General features: G+C 59.3%; 16 protein-coding genes. 3 read left to right on the top strand and 13 right to left on the bottom strand.

Annotated elements, in window-relative coordinates:
- Nucleotides 1-31 precede the first annotated feature (31 nt).
- Entirely contained in the window at nucleotides 32-1,030 is a 999-nt protein-coding gene (locus tag CW354_RS15735; RefSeq protein WP_104831100.1) for an aldo/keto reductase, read from the top strand.
- Nucleotides 1,031-1,090: 60 nt separating this feature from the next.
- Nucleotides 1,091-2,329 carry a multidrug effflux MFS transporter gene (locus tag CW354_RS15740; protein ID WP_165793759.1) on the top strand — a complete coding sequence of 413 codons (1,239 nt, stop codon included), beginning with the start codon at nucleotides 1,091-1,093 and terminating at the stop codon, nucleotides 2,327-2,329.
- A gap of 7 nt (nucleotides 2,330-2,336) precedes the next feature.
- Here CW354_RS15740 and CW354_RS15745 read toward each other — a convergent pair whose 3' ends face one another.
- The gene (locus CW354_RS15745) at nucleotides 2,337-3,446 is read right to left on the bottom strand and encodes a 5-methyltetrahydropteroyltriglutamate--homocysteine S-methyltransferase (protein ID WP_104831039.1); all 1,110 of its coding nucleotides are present in this window, start codon (nucleotides 3,444-3,446) and stop codon (nucleotides 2,337-2,339) included.
- Here CW354_RS15745 and CW354_RS23515 point away from each other — a divergent pair.
- Complete coding sequence (locus tag CW354_RS23515; RefSeq protein WP_165793760.1) at nucleotides 3,445-3,603, top strand: hypothetical protein; 159 nt, start codon at nucleotides 3,445-3,447, stop codon at nucleotides 3,601-3,603. The two genes, CW354_RS15745 and CW354_RS23515, sit on opposite strands and share 2 nt — an antisense overlap.
- 60 nt (nucleotides 3,604-3,663) lie before the next feature.
- Here the strand turns inward: CW354_RS23515 and fghA are convergent, their stop codons facing one another.
- From fghA to CW354_RS15805, 12 genes are all read right to left on the bottom strand, one after another.
- Complete coding sequence (fghA, locus tag CW354_RS15750; RefSeq protein ID WP_104831101.1) at nucleotides 3,664-4,491, bottom strand: S-formylglutathione hydrolase; 828 nt, start codon at nucleotides 4,489-4,491, stop codon at nucleotides 3,664-3,666.
- Between the two features lie 70 nt (nucleotides 4,492-4,561).
- Nucleotides 4,562-4,945: a VOC family protein gene (locus CW354_RS15755; RefSeq protein ID WP_104831040.1), complete on the bottom strand. Its 384-nt coding sequence runs from the start codon at nucleotides 4,943-4,945 to the stop codon at nucleotides 4,562-4,564.
- 109 nt (nucleotides 4,946-5,054) lie between these two features.
- Nucleotides 5,055-6,167 carry an S-(hydroxymethyl)glutathione dehydrogenase/class III alcohol dehydrogenase gene (locus CW354_RS15760; protein ID WP_104831041.1) on the bottom strand — a complete coding sequence of 371 codons (1,113 nt, stop codon included), beginning with the start codon at nucleotides 6,165-6,167 and terminating at the stop codon, nucleotides 5,055-5,057.
- Between the two features lie 197 nt (nucleotides 6,168-6,364).
- Nucleotides 6,365-7,243, bottom strand: coding sequence for a kinase (locus tag CW354_RS15765; RefSeq protein WP_104831042.1), 879 nt, complete (start codon nucleotides 7,241-7,243; stop codon nucleotides 6,365-6,367).
- Between the two features lie 3 nt (nucleotides 7,244-7,246).
- A complete protein-coding gene (locus CW354_RS15770) occupies nucleotides 7,247-8,209 on the bottom strand; it encodes a 2-hydroxyacid dehydrogenase (RefSeq protein WP_104831043.1) in 963 nt (320 codons plus the stop codon).
- Between the two features lie 47 nt (nucleotides 8,210-8,256).
- The gene (locus tag CW354_RS15775; protein WP_104831044.1) at nucleotides 8,257-9,537 is read right to left on the bottom strand and encodes a spinster family MFS transporter; all 1,281 of its coding nucleotides are present in this window, start codon (nucleotides 9,535-9,537) and stop codon (nucleotides 8,257-8,259) included.
- A 226-nt stretch (nucleotides 9,538-9,763) separates the two neighbouring features.
- Nucleotides 9,764-10,891: a cobalamin-independent methionine synthase II family protein gene (locus tag CW354_RS15780; RefSeq protein ID WP_207764845.1), complete on the bottom strand. Its 1,128-nt coding sequence runs from the start codon at nucleotides 10,889-10,891 to the stop codon at nucleotides 9,764-9,766.
- A gap of 4 nt (nucleotides 10,892-10,895) precedes the next feature.
- Nucleotides 10,896-11,744 (bottom strand): CmcJ/NvfI family oxidoreductase, encoded by an 849-nt coding sequence (locus CW354_RS15785; protein ID WP_104831046.1) that lies wholly within the window; start codon nucleotides 11,742-11,744, stop codon nucleotides 10,896-10,898.
- A 16-nt stretch (nucleotides 11,745-11,760) separates the two neighbouring features.
- Nucleotides 11,761-12,186 carry an acyl-CoA thioesterase gene (locus CW354_RS15790; RefSeq protein WP_104831047.1) on the bottom strand — a complete coding sequence of 142 codons (426 nt, stop codon included), beginning with the start codon at nucleotides 12,184-12,186 and terminating at the stop codon, nucleotides 11,761-11,763.
- A 2-nt stretch (nucleotides 12,187-12,188) separates the two neighbouring features.
- Nucleotides 12,189-12,617, bottom strand: a complete 429-nt coding sequence (locus CW354_RS15795; protein ID WP_104831048.1) for a nuclear transport factor 2 family protein — start codon at nucleotides 12,615-12,617, stop codon at nucleotides 12,189-12,191.
- A 2-nt stretch (nucleotides 12,618-12,619) separates the two neighbouring features.
- Nucleotides 12,620-13,339 carry a nuclear transport factor 2 family protein gene (locus tag CW354_RS15800; RefSeq protein ID WP_104831049.1) on the bottom strand — a complete coding sequence of 240 codons (720 nt, stop codon included), beginning with the start codon at nucleotides 13,337-13,339 and terminating at the stop codon, nucleotides 12,620-12,622.
- Between the two features lie 15 nt (nucleotides 13,340-13,354).
- On the bottom strand, nucleotides 13,355-14,743 hold the full coding sequence (locus CW354_RS15805) for an MFS transporter (protein ID WP_104831050.1): 1,389 nt from the start codon (nucleotides 14,741-14,743) through the stop codon (nucleotides 13,355-13,357).
- Nucleotides 14,744-14,763: the final 20 nt, after the last annotated feature.

Genomic DNA, 14,763 nt, shown 5'->3' on the forward strand with positions numbered 1-14,763 from the left:
CAGACAAGCAGGGGCATCAAGAGCCATGACCATGAAACGCCGCCTTGCCGGACACGCCGTCAATCCGATCGGCCTCGGGTGCATGAATTTAAGCCATGCCTACGGTCATCCGCCCTCGCCCGAAGACGGCGTTAAGCTGTTGCACAAGGCGATTGAACTCGGCGTCGATCATTTCGACACAGCGGCGCTTTATGGATTCGGCCGCAATGAAGAGCTGGTCGGCCCGGCGTTGAAACCTTATCGCGACGACATCCTGCTCGCCAGCAAATGCGGCATGCAAGGCGTCGACGGCAAGCGCGTCATTGACGGCCGCCCAGAAGCGCTGCGCGCCACGCTGGAGGATTCGCTCCGGCGCCTGCAAACCGACCGGATCGATCTCTGGTATCTCCACCGCTTTGACAAGCTGAACGAGGTGCCCATCGAAGACAGCGTCGGCGAAATGGCGCGCCTTGTCGAAACCGGCAAGGTCGGGGCCATCGGCCTTTCGGAAGTCTCCGCCGAGACGTTGCGCAAAGCCCATGCGGTTCATCCCATCGCCGCCGTGCAGTCGGAATACTCGCTCTGGTCGCGCAATGCGGAAATCGCCGTTATCGACGCCTGCGCCGACCTCGGCGCCGCCTTTGTCGCCTTCTCGCCTGTGGCGCGCGGCTTTCTCGGCGGCGGCGATCTCGATCCTGAGAATTTCGCCGAGAAGGACATTCGCCGCGGCATGCCGCGTTTTCAGGAGCCGCATTTTTCGCAAAACGCCGTGCTCCTGCCGGAATTCCGCCGCATCGCCAAGGAAGCAGACATCACCCCGGCGCAACTCGCCATCGCATGGACATTATCAAAGGGACAGCACATTCACGCCATTCCCGGCACCACTTCCATAGCCCATCTCGAGGAGAACATCGCCGCCGGCGATGTGGAGCTCAGCGCCGAGATCGTGTCCCGCGTCGAAACGCTGATCAATCAGAACACGGTTTCCGGGCCGCGTTATCCGGCCGGAACGCAAGCGGAAATAGATACGGAAGAGTTCGCCGGGGCCTAAGACCTATGCCAATGGTTAGGGCGGGTCTTTAACACCCGCCCTTTTATGGACCGACATAATATGGCGCGCACCCAATTTTCGCAGGCAGACAAGCGCGCCTCGCTTTCAAAAATCGAGCTTGTCGGCCTCACCGCTTCGGTCATGGCGCTGACGGCGCTGACCATCGACATGATGCTCGCCGCCCTTGGCGACATCAGCGCCGATTTCAACCTCGCCAATGAAAACGACCGCCAGCTCGTGGTCACCGTTTTCCTCCTGGGCTCGGGCGTCGCGCAGCTTTTCTACGGTCCCCTTTCCGACCGTTTCGGCCGGCGCGCGGTCTTCACCTGGTCGATCTCCGGCTTTATCGCCGCGACGCTGCTTTGCGTGATCGCGACCCATTATTCCTTTTTCATTGCGGGCCGGGCGCTGCAGGGCGTCGCCGCCGCCGGCGGACGGGTTGTGGCGCTGGCGCTGGTGCGCGACCTCTTCAAGGGGCGCGAAATGGCCAGCATCATGTCCATGGCGATGACCGTCGGCATGATTTCGCCGATCATTGCCCCGGGCATCGGCCAGCTCATCCTGTTTGTCGCCCCCTGGCGTTATGTTTTCGTCGTATTGTTTGCTTATGGCGCGATCCAGCTCGCCTGGGTGTTGTGGCGCCTGCCGGAAACGCTGGCGCCGGAAGACCGCCAGCCCTTACGCCTCAGCGCGATCAGCGGCATGCTCCGTTTCTTTTTCTCGCACCGCGTCGCTGTGGGATATACGTTCGCAAACGCCTGCATCATGGGCACGCTGATGACCTATATCATTTCGGCTCAGCAGGTTTATGTGGAGACATACGGGCTCGGTGCGAAATTCCCGCTTGCGATCGGGAGCGCCGCTCTCGCCGTCGGCGCCGCTGCCATGTTAAATTCACGCCTTGTCCGCCGCATCGGCACGCGGCGTCTGTCTCACGGCGCGCTTGTGGCGCTCGCTCTTATCCACGCCGCCAATGCGATGCATTTGTCGCTCACCGGCGGCGGGACGATCATCAGCTTCATGTTGTTCTTGATCCCGGCGTTTTTCGCAATGGGCCTCATCAACGCCAATTTCAGCTCCATCGTCATGGAGCCCATGGGCAATATGGCGGGCACGGCATCGGCGGTTTACGGCTTCGCCACCATGACGGGATCGTCGCTTATCGGCGGCTTTGCGGCGCGTTTTTATGACGGCACGGCCATTCCTATCGTCGCCGCTTTCGCGCTGCTCGGGTTTGCGGCGCTCATTTCAGTTTTCCTGACGGAACGCGGGCGTCTCTTTTCAGAAACGCCCGCGTAAAATCGTCTTAGAAACCGCCCCAGACGTCGTTCACCACGTCGATGATGAAGCGCATTTTGGCCGCCTGCTGCTCGACCAGGATGTCGTTGCCGTGTTCGGTCGAAGAAAAGCCGCATTGCGGCGACAGGGCGAGCTGATCGAGATCGGCATATTCCGCCGCCTCGTGAATGCGCCGGACAATGTCCTCTTTCTTTTCAAGCTCGCCGAGCTTGGTGCTCACAAGGCCAAGAACAACCGTTTTGCCTTTCGGCACGAACCGGAGCGGGCGGAAATCGCCGGAACGGTCGTCGTCATATTCGAGGAAATAGCCGTCGACGCCGAGCTCGTTGAAGAGGACTTCGGCGACCGGCTCATAGCCGCCTTCGGCCGCCCAGGAGCTTTTGAAATTGCCGCGGCACAGATGGATCGCCACGCGCATATTGTCGGGCTTTGTCTTGATCGCTTCGTTAATCCACTTCGCATACATGCGCGGCAGCTCGTCCGGATCCTCGCCGCGCTGGCGCGCGCCTTCGCGTTGCTCCGGATCGCACAGATAGGCGAGGTTGGTGTCGTCAAGCTGGAGATAGGCGCAGCCCGCGTCGGCGAGCGCAGTGATTTCCTCCTGATAGGCTTTCGCCACATCCGCGTAGAATTCTTCCATGTCCGGATAGGCTGTTTCGTCGACCGCGTTCCGGCCGCCGCGGAAATGCAGCATAGTCGGCGACGGGATCGTCACTTTCGGCGTCTGCTTGGTGATCGATTTCAAAAATTTGAAATTCTCAAGCTCGACCGGCTTGGAATGGCGGACCTTGCCGTTGACCTTCATGGCCGGCGGGGCGAAATCGACTTCGCCCTTGGCATTCTGGAATTTCTTGGACATGCCGCCTTCCTCGACGACGCCGTCGAGCTGAGTCAGGAAATCGACATGGAAGAAGCGCCGGCGATATTCGCCGTCCGTGATGCCTTTAAGGCCCAGCTCTTCCTGGAACTTGACGACGCCCTTGATCGCTTCGTCTTCGACTGCGCGAAGCTCCGCCGCTGAAATGTCGCCGCTTTTGAATTGAGCCCGGGCTTCGGTCAGTTCTTTCGGACGTAGGAAACTGCCCACATGGTCGGCGCGAAATGGCGGTGTCTTCATGACGATACGGTCCTTTCAAAATTTATTTCAAATCAACGGCTTGCAGCTGAAAAGCGCAGAAACCGCGATGGATGGCGGGCGGATCGGCGACCCAAATCCCACTGCTGTCCCACAGGGCATGGTTTCAACGCAGATCGCATCGAAACGCAAGTGGTAGTAAAACTACCACTTAGACTTCTTTATATGTTTATGAGCTTATGAAATTGGCCGCTAAAAATCAGAGCCGCCCAGCATGCCAGCGAAGGTGATCCTCAATGAAGCTGGCGATAAAATAATAGGAATGGTCATAGCCTTCCTGCATGCGCAGGGTGAATTTTTGGCCCGCCTTGGTCGCCGCCTCGGCAAATATCTCCGGCTTCAACTGTTCTTCGAGGAAATTGTCCGCCGTTCCCTGATCTATCAGAATTTCCGCATCGCTTGGCCGGGCGGAGACGAGCGCCGCCGCGTCATAGTCGATCCAGGTTTTTTCGTCAGGTCCCAAATAATTCGAGAAGGCTTTCTTGCCCCAGGGGACCTGCGACGGCGCGACGATGGGCGAAAAAGCCGAGCAGGTTTTGAACGTGGCCGAGTTTTTCAGATGAATGGTCATGGCCCCGTGCCCGCCCATGGAATGCCCGAAAATCCCGGCGCGCGCGGCGTCGACAAGAAATTCCTTTTCGATCAGCGTCGGCAGCTCCTTCGTCACATAGTCGTACATCTTGTAATGCGTCGACCATGGCTCTTCAGTGGCGTTCAGATAAAACCCCGCGCCGAGCCCAAAATCGTAAGCGCCGTCCGGATCGTCAGGCACGCCTTCCCCGCGCGGAGAGGTGTCCGGCGCGACAATGACGAGCCCCAGCTCGGCGGCGACGCGCTGCGCGCAGGCCTTGGTGATGAAGTTTTCTTCCGTACAGGTGAGGCCCGACAGCCAGTAAAGCACCGGAAACGGCCCCTTCCCTTCGGGAACATAAACCGCAAAGTTCATGTCGCAGGAAAGGGTCTCGGACGCATGGGAATAAACGCCTTGCGTTCCGCCGAAGGATTTCACCGCTGACTTCTGTTCCATGTCCTGCCTCATCTTTCCGTAACAAAAACCGCGCGACTCAAAAGCCGCGCGGCGCATATGTCAAACCGTCCTACTCCGCAGCCATGCAGTAGGTGCAGATCTTGTTGCCGTCTGGATCACGCAGATACGCCGCATAAGCGTTCGGCATGACCTCGCGCGGGCCCGGCTCGCCTTCGCAGACGCCGCCATTGGCTAAGCCCGCTTCGTGAAAGGCGTGCACAGCTTTGCGCGACGGCGCGACGAACCCGATCGTGCCGCCATTGGCGTGCGTGGCGGGCTTTCCATCTCTTGGCTTCAGCACAAGAAATTCAGGCGCCTCAACGCCATAGGCGACGGCGCTGTCGCCGAACGCGCCGAGATTTTTAACGCCCAGCGCGCCAAACACGGCGTCATAAAATTTCGACGCCTGTTCGAGATCGTTCGTACCGACAGTGATATGCGTATAGATCGACATTATCGTGCTCCTGACTGGTCCGCGCCATCTTTAGCGCGGAAACCCAACTGCTCCATAAACCTCTTCCCGCCGTCAGCAGCCGGACGGCGGAACGCGCCTTCAGTGAAAATCAGTAAACCACCACGGACCGGATGGACTTGCCTTCATGCATCAAGTCGAAAGCCTTGTTGATGTCCTCGAGCGGCATGGTGTGCGTGATGAGCGGATCGATCTCGATCTTCTTGTCCATATACCAGTCGACGATTTTCGGCGTGTCGGTGCGCCCGCGCGCGCCGCCAAAGGCCGTGCCTTTCCAGACCCGGCCCGTCACCAGCTGGAACGGGCGCGTCGAGATTTCCTTGCCGGCTTCGGCGACGCCGATGATGATCGACTCGCCCCAGCCGCGATGGCAACATTCAAGCGCCTGGCGCATGACGTCTGTGTTGCCGGTGCAGTCGAAGGTGTAATCCGCGCCGCCGCCGGTGAGTTCGATCACCTTGTCGACGACATTGTCCATGCCGATTTCCTTCGGATTGACGAAATCGGTCATGCCGAAATATTCGCCCATCTTGCGCTTTTCCGGATTGATATCGACGCCGACGATCTTGTTGGCGCCGACAAGCCGCGCGCCCTGAATGACGTTGAGGCCGATGCCGCCAAGGCCGAACACCGCAATATTGGCGCCGGGCTCGACGCCAGCCGTCCAGACAACGGCGCCGACGCCGGTCGTCACGCCGCAGCCGATATAGCAGGCCTTGTCGAAAGGCGCGTCCTTGCGGATTTTCGCCACTGAATATTCTGATAAGACGGTGAAGTTCGAAAATGTCGAACATCCCATATAGTGATAGAGCGTTTCGCCTTTCCAGGAGAAGCGGCTGGTGCCATCGGGCATGACGCCCTTGCCCTGCGTCGCGCGCACCGAGGTGCACAGGTTCGATTTCTGCGACAGGCAGGTTTTGCACTGACGGCATTCGGCGGTGTAGAGCGGAATGACGTGATCGCCGGGCTCGACACTGGTCACGCCGGAGCCGACCTCGCGCACGATCCCCGCCCCTTCATGGCCGAGGATCGAGGGGAAGATGCCTTCGCTATCCTTGCCTTCCAGGGTATAGGCGTCGGTGTGGCAAATGCCGGTCGCCATAATCTCGACCAGCACTTCGCCGGCCTTGGGACCTTCCAGATCCACCTCTTCAATAACCAGCGGCTTGTTCGGTTCGACGGCGATCGCGGCTCTCGTTTTCATCTTTTCCCTCTTCTGAAACGTTCCGGGCCTTCAGGGCGGCGGCATAACACCATGTGCAAAACAAGTCTTTCTTTTGCCAGAAAAAGAATGCCGCTGGAAAGGCCCCGATGTGGAGTTTTCCACAGGGGGCCTCCTGATTCAGGGGCGATAATCATGCGCATAGCCGATATGCGTCCCATCACGGAAATCACTGGCCTTTATTCGCCCTGACGCTGGCGCAATTCCTCAAGATCGAAGACGAGATCGGCGCGGGCGGGCATTTCAGCCAGCATATGGCGCGTAAGGCGTTCGTAGAACTGCACGAAGCGGGCGACTTGCCCGTCGCTCATCACGCCTTCGGCCCCGGGACGGCCTTCGCGCAATTTACGCTCCTGCTCGCGGCGGTTTTCCAGAATGGTCTCCATGTCCGGCGCGCGCAACATGACGAGATAATCGATCAGGGCGAACACCGTCTGATAGTCAGACGCCAGCCGCTCATTGACCCGAGCGCGCCAGACGCCGTCCGCATCCTCTTCGCGCTCAAGCCTGTTCACCGGCGCCGTCAAGGCCTCTTCGTCCTGCGCCGCCGCACCGACGCACCAGCCTTCGAAGAGAATGATATCCGGACCGTACTCGATGCGCCGCCACTCGCTTTCCGGCGCGCGGTCGTCACACGACTTGTCGAAGACCGGCATTGTGACTGCGACGCCGGCCTTCAATGCTTTCAAAATGCGGCCCATCTCCGCCACGTCGTGGGTTCCCGGCGCGCCGCGGGTTGCAAAAAGCGGATGCGTGTTTTTTGCGAGTTCGGAACGATCCGTCTTCGGAAGATAAAAATCATCGAGCGAAACTGTGACAGCGGCGAGGCCCTGCTCCGGCAAAAGGCATTTTTCGAGAAACTTGCAGACGGTCGTCTTTCCGCTGCCCTGCCCGCCATTGACGCCGACAATGATCGGCCGGTTTTTCTCGCGCCGCCATCCAGCGATTTTCACCGCAAGCGGGCGCCAATAGGCGTCAACCAGAATGCGATAGGAATCGGGAAGTTTTCCCGCGGCGATCAACGCATCAATGCAAGGGGCTGACGCTTCACTGCTCATAGCTCAGACGACCGGGTCCGGCAGGGCGGCGCCGGACGCAAAGGCCTCGACATTCGCCGCCGCGCGCATCCCCATGGCCGTACGGGTTTCTTCCGTCGCACTGCCGAGATGCGGCATGAGGACGACGTTTTCGAGCGCCAGAAGCGCTTCTGGAACCTTTGGCTCTTGCGGATAAACATCGAGCGCGGCCGCCGCAAGCGGGCCTTCTTTCAGCGCTGTCGCCAGCGCATCATGATTGACGACGCCGCCGCGCGCCGTATTGATGAGAACCGCGTCGGGCTTCATGCGCGCGAGTTCGGCCGCGCCGATCATGTTTTGCGTTTCCGTCCCGCCCGGCACATGCAGCGAAACGAAATCGCTTGTCGCCAGCAAGGCGTCCAGCGTCTCCATTCTTTTCGCGTCGAGAGCGCGCGTTGCCTCTTCCGGCGCGGCGCGGCGGGAGAAATAGACGATGGTCATGCCGAAGCCGTCGCGCGCGCGCTTCGCCGTCGCCTGCGCAATGCGCCCAAAGCCCACAAGGCCCAGCGTTTTGCCCGTGACAGAACGCCCGAGCAGATGCGTCGGGCGCCATCCCGTCCACGCTCCCGCCCGCACTTCCCGTTCGCCCTCGCCGGCGCGCCGGGCGGCCATCAGCATCAAAGTCATGGCGAGGTCCGCTGTCGCATCGGTCAAGACGCTCGGCGTGTTCGCAACCTTAACGCCTGCCTTTTCACAGGCGGCGATATCGATATGGTCGAAACCGACGCCGAAATTGGCGAGCAGCTTGGCGCGGCGTCCGGCCTCGCCGATGACGCCGGCGTCAAGCTTGTCGGAGACCGTGGGACAAATGACGTCATAAGCGTCGAAGGCCGCTGACAGCTCGGCGGCGCTCATCGGCGTATCGTCTTTATTCAGCGTAACGTCGAAACGCGCTGAGAGATGATCCTCCACGGCTTTCGGCCATCGCCGGGTCAGCAAGACTTTCATTATCCGATCCGTCCCCGCGCTCGCCCGCGCGTCCGGCGGCCAGCCGGTTATTCTTCCTGTTTGGCGGCGGCGATGTCCCGCCGCACGGTGCGCGAGCCCAGATAATAATGCAAACCGGCCCAAAGGTTAAACAGGACGAGCGTGACCAGCGCATAGCGCAAAGCGCTCTCTCCAAAATAGGGCGTGAAGAAGTCTGACAGCACTCCGCCGAAGAGCGGCCCGAGACCGAGACCAATCATGGTCTGGATGAAAAGCAGCAGGGAGGCCGACAGCGCCCGCTGATTGGGACCGACAAGCGACTGCGCCATGGCGAAGGACGGCCCGAAGAAGATCGAGGCGAAGAACGCGTTGGTTGCAAAGGACAGCATGACAATGATGGTCTCATCGCTGAGATAGGCCAGGAACTGAAACGGCACGCAGATGATCACGGCAATGCCAGGCACCCACATGTAAAACCGTTCATCCTCGAACCGCCTTGAAAGCCAGTCGGAAAGATAGCCGCCGAAAAACGTGCCGAAGGCGCCGACAAAAGAGAACATCGCCAGCCAGGTGCCGATCTGGCTCGTGGTCATACCGTGGCTTTCGACGAGAAAGACCGAATTGAAATTGGCGGCGCCGTACCAGACGAAAGCGTGCATGGCGGCGGCGAGCGCCATATTCAGGAAGGCGGGACGCGCGATGACGAATTTAAAGGCGGCAAAGGGGTTGCGCGACTTGGCCGCCGGCGGGTCTGCGCGCTTCGGCTCTTTCACCGTGAAGGCGACGAGAGCCGCGACAATCAGGCCGGGAAGCCCTGCTGCAATGAAGGTTGTGCGCCATCCCCACCAGTCATTGCCGTGACCGCCGAGGTAAAGCCCGATCATCCCGCCGAGCGGCACGCCCAAAGCATAGATCGACAGCGCCGTGCCACGGCTTCGCAAGGAAAAATAATTTGAAATCAGAGAATGCGAAGGCGGCGACCCGCCCGCCTCACCGATGGCCGTGCCGACGCGCGCGGCCAACAGCATGGGAAAGTTGCGCGCCAGGCCGCAAAGGGCGGTCATGATGCTCCAGAAACCGATGGAAGAAGCGAGAATCCATTTACGGCTTGTCCGGTCTGCAAGCGCCGCGATGGGAATGCCGCAGGTGGCGTAAAAAAGCGCGAAGGAAAGGCCGCCAAGCAAGCCGAGCTGGGTGTAGCTCAGTGAGAATTCTTGTTGGATCGGCGGCAGCAACACGCCGAGGATCGCCCTGTCCATGGCGTTCACGACATAGCCCAGAAAAAGAACGAACAGGACGTAATTGCGATAACGCGGCTTATACGGCTCAGCGGTCGCTGGCTCCGCCATAACTTCCCTCCCGGACGTATAGTTGCTTCTTTTTATACAAGAGCAGGCGTGTTGAGCAGCCTGAAACCCTTTCTCAACGCTGGATTCAGAACAATAGAAAGCATATAATTAGAATCGAAACAATATAATCGTCCAGAAAACATCATGGGCGAGGCTTAATCGTGAAGGGTTGCAGCTGGCGCGACGCGTCATGCGCGGCCAGCCGCATTAGCACGTGTACTGAGCGTCAAGCCGCCGCCGCGATGTCCGCGCCTTCGCGCAGCGCGCGCAGCTTTTTCCAGGTGACGTCCGGATCGATCTTGCCGTAACCGGCGAAGGTGCCGAAGCCGCAATCGGTGCTGGCGATAACGCGATCCTTGCCGACAATGGGAATAAAATGTTCAAGGCGTTGGGCAATCAGCTGCGGGTGTTCCACATAGTTCGAGCACGTATCAATAAGGCCAGGCGCGAGTTTTTTCTCGTCAGGAATTTTCGTCTCTTTCCATACGGCCCATTCATGTTCGTGACGCGGGTTCGCCGCCTCGAAGAGGATGGTGGCCGGGCGCGCCTTCAAAATGATGTCGATGATTTTCTCCAACGAGATGTCGCAATCATGGGGGCCTTCGTAATTGCCCCAGCACACATGCATGCGCAGGCGATCCGCGGGAAAGCCTTCGGTGGCGGCGTTCAACGCCTCCACATTGGCTTCGGCGATTTTCAGGAACTCTTCGTCGCTGGCGTCTTGGTAACCCGTATGCCGCGACATGGCGAGGTCGGGACAGTCGAATTGCAGATCGAAGCCGGCCTCGATAATCGCCTCGTATTCCGGGCGCATGGCCGTCGCAAGATCGGCGAGATAGGCTTCGTGACTCGGATAATACTGGTTCGGCTGAAAAGCGGTGATGAGCCCCGGCGAGGCGGCGTTCAGAAATCCTTTGACGCCTTTGCCGTTCTTTTCCATGGCGTGCTTGAAACGGCGGACGTCTTCATGCGCCGGTTCGAGGTTTTTCAGCTTCACCGGCCCGATGCAGGCGGCGCGGGTGAATTCCTGCGAGCCCATGATCGCCGACAGTTTTTTGACGAGATCGGGATGCGCGGCGAGATCGCGCGCCGGCTTGCGGTCGATATGCCCGCCAAAGCCCTCGAGACGCTCCGTCATGTAGGTCGAATAGCCGACCTTGCCCAATTCGCCGTCGCTGACGATGGTGACGCCCGCTTCGACCTGTTTCGCCACGGCGTCGTCGATGGCCGCCTGCACAAGACGGTCGAATTCTTCAACGTCGTATTCTTCGCCATGATCGCGCGCCAACAGCGGCTCGACCAGTTCGGGCCCGCGCGGAAGGCTGCCAACATGCGTCGTATCGATTTTGCTCACCAGATTAACTCCGTTCTTTCGAGAAATAAGCGATCCCGCGCACTTCGAAACTCTGGCGCTGCTTCGCGCCTTCACGGCCAGCATCATGAAACGCCGTATGCGGCGTGCGCCAGGCGCGTGAATGGTCGGAATCGTGAAACTTGATGAAGACGATTTCGTCCTTCGTCATATCCGGGTAGTACCACCACCGGTGTTCAGGGTTATGAAAGAAGATCGTCGCCGCGACCATTTCCTCTTCGCCCGGGATCGGTTTGAAGCGCTCTTCATAAGGCGGGATCTCGTCGACGTCGACCTTGACATTGGAAACGCCTTCATCGTCCTTGACGCTTGCCGCTTCGCACAGCGCCAGCGGCCAGTCCTGCGGCGGATCGCTCAAGACGCGCCAGAGACTGAAGATGATGAAGCGGTCGTAACCGGACCCGTCCTGCGCGGTTTTGTCGTAGAGCGTCTTCGCGATTTTCTGCGACGTGAATTCGTTGAAATCCACATGGGCTTCCGCCGCCGGCGGCTGGATGACGTCGCCGGTCTGACCGCTTGAACGGATTTGCCCGCCCATGATCGCCACATGATCGGCGCCGGTCATTTCCATGGCGATTTTCTTGATTTCAGGGAAATAGATTTCCTCGATGCGTTCTTTATTTTCAAAGTCATCGAGCTTTGTGGGATAATCGGCGATGGCGAAGCCATGCTCATCAAGCGTAAAAGGTTTCGAAGCCTGACGAGCATTGCGAATAACGACCGGATATGGCTCATATTCGCCGGTGTTCACCTCTTCGCCCGGAGCCCAGAAACGTCGGTTCACAAGCGATGTGGGCTTTAGATAAGAAATCTGGGCGTCAACGCTTTCCATCATCGCGGGTTTCCTCCTCTTACGTTTTTTGAAACAGGCGCCGCACGTCCTCCGGCGTCGGCGCCGATTTGATCCCGCCCGGCGCGACCTCGTCATAGACCGTCCAGACGCGTTTTTCAGTTCCCTCGACGCAAACGGAATCACCCAAGAGGATGCGGTGCGCGATGGTGAAGCTCGAGCGGCCGAAGTCCGGCGCCGCGCTTTCAACAATCACATCGTCGCCATAAGCGGCCGGGCGCACGAACCGCGCCTGCAAATCGACCAGCGGATAGCCGACGACGCCCATAGCTTCACGCATGTCGCGCTTTTTCGGCAGGCCGGCGAATTCGAACATCTGAACGGTGTTCTCGCTGAACATATCGATAAAGCGCGGCGCGAAAACGATGCCCGCCGGATCGCACCAGCCCCACTCAATGCGGAGCCTTCTTTGAAAAAACGCAGCCATGATTACGGCCTGAAAGTCAGGGCGCCGCGCCGCTCGCTGAACCGCCAGCCCTCCTGCGTCAGCTTGAACCGGTCCTTGTAATAACCGACCAGCGGGCCGTCATTCTTATGCGGCAAGCCGCCATCCTCAGCCTCCTTGCCGGTGAAGAGCAGGATGACGCTGTAGGCGGAAGCTTCACTTTCGCTTTCCACCGTCACCACGACATTGGCGCAGACATGCTGGCTGATGCGCGGCGGACGGGATGTAAACGCCTCCATGAGCGCGTCCCTGCCGACAATCGGGTCGTCCGGCGCAGTGGGGCGCGTCATCAAACCGTCTTCGGTGTAAAGCGCGACGATCGCCTCCCAGTCATGGGCGTCGGTCAGATTGGCGTAATGATGGATGAGGCGCGCGCACTCCCATTCGATGGCGCAACGGTCTTCGGGTTTCATCGTCAGTCCTTAAAGCCTTCTCTTGCGCGGCTGTTGTCGATCTTGATCGGCTTGCCCGTCACCGGATGCTCATAATGGAACGGCACGACGTCCGTCGCCGGCCAGAGCCGCGGCGCCGGATCGATTAGTTCGTCCGGACCGAGCGGGTCTTCGGGATAACAGACCTTGGCCATGGGAATAAAATCGATCGGCGTTTTGCCCCAGCCTTCCTGAAAACTGCCGTGCCAGTGCGGGAAATAACCGAGCCTTTTGATTTTCCAGACGCCGTCTTCGCGGACATATTCATTTTCGTAAATGCCGCCTTCCCACCACTGGCGCTGTTGTCCCGCGGCGGTTTCATGGGTGCCTGCCTGCATCATGGAACGCCCGCGCGCTTTGGCGGTTTTCCGGTCCTCGGCGACGTCGATGATCATCTGTAATTGCGGATGGTCGAGCAGCCAGCCATACCGCGGACCGTTATGGCCGTCTGTAAATTGCGTGCGGAAGCGCTCGATATAAAGGCGTTCGACACCTTTCTTGCCTTTGTAAATGCCGCCAAGAAACCAGACTTCGCCGTCATCGGAGAAAAGGTCGGCAACTTCATTATACTGCGATTTGTCGATGAAGTAGCCATAGGCGTATTGCAGCTTGCGGATGTCGTTGACATCGCGAAGCCTTCCCACTTCATCCTCCAATGCGTCGAGTTTCTTTTCGAGTTTCTTGAGTTTTTTTTCGTCGGACATGAGTCTTTCCTAACGTTAGGTTGATTTATTTTTCAAAGAAGGCGGCGGCGGCAGAACGCCGCCCGCCGCCATGGCGCGGCCATAAGGCTTCATGCCGTACCAGAAGACGAAAACCGCAGGCGGACCCATCAAAGTCGCGGTCAGGAAGATCGAATAGCGGATATTCGCTTCCGAGAACACAAGGTCCGTGAATGTCGCCACGATCAAAGGACCAAGCCCCATGCCGACAACATTCATGATAAAAAGGAAAAGGAAAGTCATCTGCCCGCGCAACTGGTTCGGCGTCACGCTTTGCAAGGCCGCATTTTCGACCGGCGCCGCCATGCCGGCAAACGCCGCAGCAACAAGAGCCATGCCCGCCGCAAGCCATGGGGTCGGCATCAGCGGCTGAAGCATCGCGAGCGGAACGGCGATCGCCGTCGAGTAGACGACCACGCGGATATTTGCATCATAGACTTTATTCTTCCACCAGCGCTCGGCGATCCAACTGCCCGTGAAAAGGCCGATAGGCATGGCGACAAGCAAGCTAAAACCCGACACATAGCCGATAAGCTCTGGCGACCATCCATAGGTGCGGCCATAAAAGGCCGGCCCCCACATCTGCATGCCAAACATCTGCACCGAGCGCAGCGCAAGTCCGACAAAGAGCGGAACATAGACTTTCCAATGATAGAAAAGAAACTGAAAGACTTCCGTGATCGGACTCGATTCTTTCTGCACCACGCCGCGGCGCTTGGGCTCTTTGACGGTCAGCATCAGCCCGGAAACGACGAGCCCCGGCGCGCCGACGAGGACAAGCACAACCTGCCAGCCGCGCAGATGAATGCCGAAAGGCAGATCGTAGCCCGCGCTCGTGCCCACTAGGCCGATGACCGCGCCGCCGATGATCATGGCGAGGCCGGACCCGGCGACAAAGCCGAGATTCATGCCTGCAATCGCGCGCGGCAATTTATGCGGCGGAAAGTAATCGGATAGTAGCGAATAGGCCGAAGGCCCGCTCGTCGTCTCGCCGACGCCGACGCCGACCCGCGCCAGAAACAAATGCCAGAAATTGCCGGCAAGCCCGCACATCGCCGTCATCACGCTCCAGATCGCGATGCCGACCGCCATAATGTGCTTGCGGCTCTTGCGGTCCACCATGCGCGCCACCGGCAGGCCAAGGACAGCGTAAAAGAACGTGAACGCAAAGCCCATGACGAGGCCCATCTGGACGTCCGTCAAACCAAGGTCGGCTTTGATGGGCTCGACCAGAAGGGTGAGAATCCCGCGGTCGAGAAAATTAACCATCACCGCAAGCGCGAGAATAGCGACGCAATACCAGCCTTGCGCGGGCGGCGGATACGCCTCTTCGTCGATTTTCGGCGCTTCGTCTTCAGCCTTGTCGGCCTCAGCGGCGATGTCCATAAATCGGTCCCTTCCCGAAC

Source organism: Hyphococcus luteus, assembly GCF_002943565.1.
In the GTDB taxonomy this organism is placed as follows: domain Bacteria; phylum Pseudomonadota; class Alphaproteobacteria; order Caulobacterales; family Parvularculaceae; genus Hyphococcus; species Hyphococcus luteus.

Excerpts from the sequence above, each read along its gene's own strand:
- CW354_RS23515 (WP_165793760.1), top strand. The coding sequence starts at position 3,445 with ATGACGATACGGTCCTTTCAAAATTTATTTCAAATCAACGGCTTGCAG.
- CW354_RS15800 (WP_104831049.1), bottom strand. The coding sequence starts at position 13,339 with ATGTCCGACGAAAAAAAACTCAAGAAACTCGAAAAGAAACTCGACGCA.
- CW354_RS15775 (WP_104831044.1), bottom strand. The coding sequence starts at position 9,537 with ATGGCGGAGCCAGCGACCGCTGAGCCGTATAAGCCGCGTTATCGCAAT.
- CW354_RS15795 (WP_104831048.1), bottom strand. The coding sequence starts at position 12,617 with ATGAAACCCGAAGACCGTTGCGCCATCGAATGGGAGTGCGCGCGCCTC.
- CW354_RS15785 (WP_104831046.1), bottom strand. The coding sequence starts at position 11,744 with ATGATGGAAAGCGTTGACGCCCAGATTTCTTATCTAAAGCCCACATCG.
- CW354_RS15805 (WP_104831050.1), bottom strand. The coding sequence starts at position 14,743 with ATGGACATCGCCGCTGAGGCCGACAAGGCTGAAGACGAAGCGCCGAAA.
- CW354_RS15740 (WP_165793759.1), top strand. The coding sequence starts at position 1,091 with ATGGCGCGCACCCAATTTTCGCAGGCAGACAAGCGCGCCTCGCTTTCA.
- CW354_RS15735 (WP_104831100.1), top strand. The coding sequence starts at position 32 with ATGAAACGCCGCCTTGCCGGACACGCCGTCAATCCGATCGGCCTCGGG.
- CW354_RS15755 (WP_104831040.1), bottom strand. The coding sequence starts at position 4,945 with ATGTCGATCTATACGCATATCACTGTCGGTACGAACGATCTCGAACAG.
- CW354_RS15770 (WP_104831043.1), bottom strand. The coding sequence starts at position 8,209 with ATGAAAGTCTTGCTGACCCGGCGATGGCCGAAAGCCGTGGAGGATCAT.
- fghA (WP_104831101.1), bottom strand. The coding sequence starts at position 4,491 with ATGGAACAGAAGTCAGCGGTGAAATCCTTCGGCGGAACGCAAGGCGTT.
- CW354_RS15760 (WP_104831041.1), bottom strand. The coding sequence starts at position 6,167 with ATGAAAACGAGAGCCGCGATCGCCGTCGAACCGAACAAGCCGCTGGTT.
- CW354_RS15765 (WP_104831042.1), bottom strand. The coding sequence starts at position 7,243 with ATGAGCAGTGAAGCGTCAGCCCCTTGCATTGATGCGTTGATCGCCGCG.
- CW354_RS15790 (WP_104831047.1), bottom strand. The coding sequence starts at position 12,186 with ATGGCTGCGTTTTTTCAAAGAAGGCTCCGCATTGAGTGGGGCTGGTGC.
- CW354_RS15745 (WP_104831039.1), bottom strand. The coding sequence starts at position 3,446 with ATGAAGACACCGCCATTTCGCGCCGACCATGTGGGCAGTTTCCTACGT.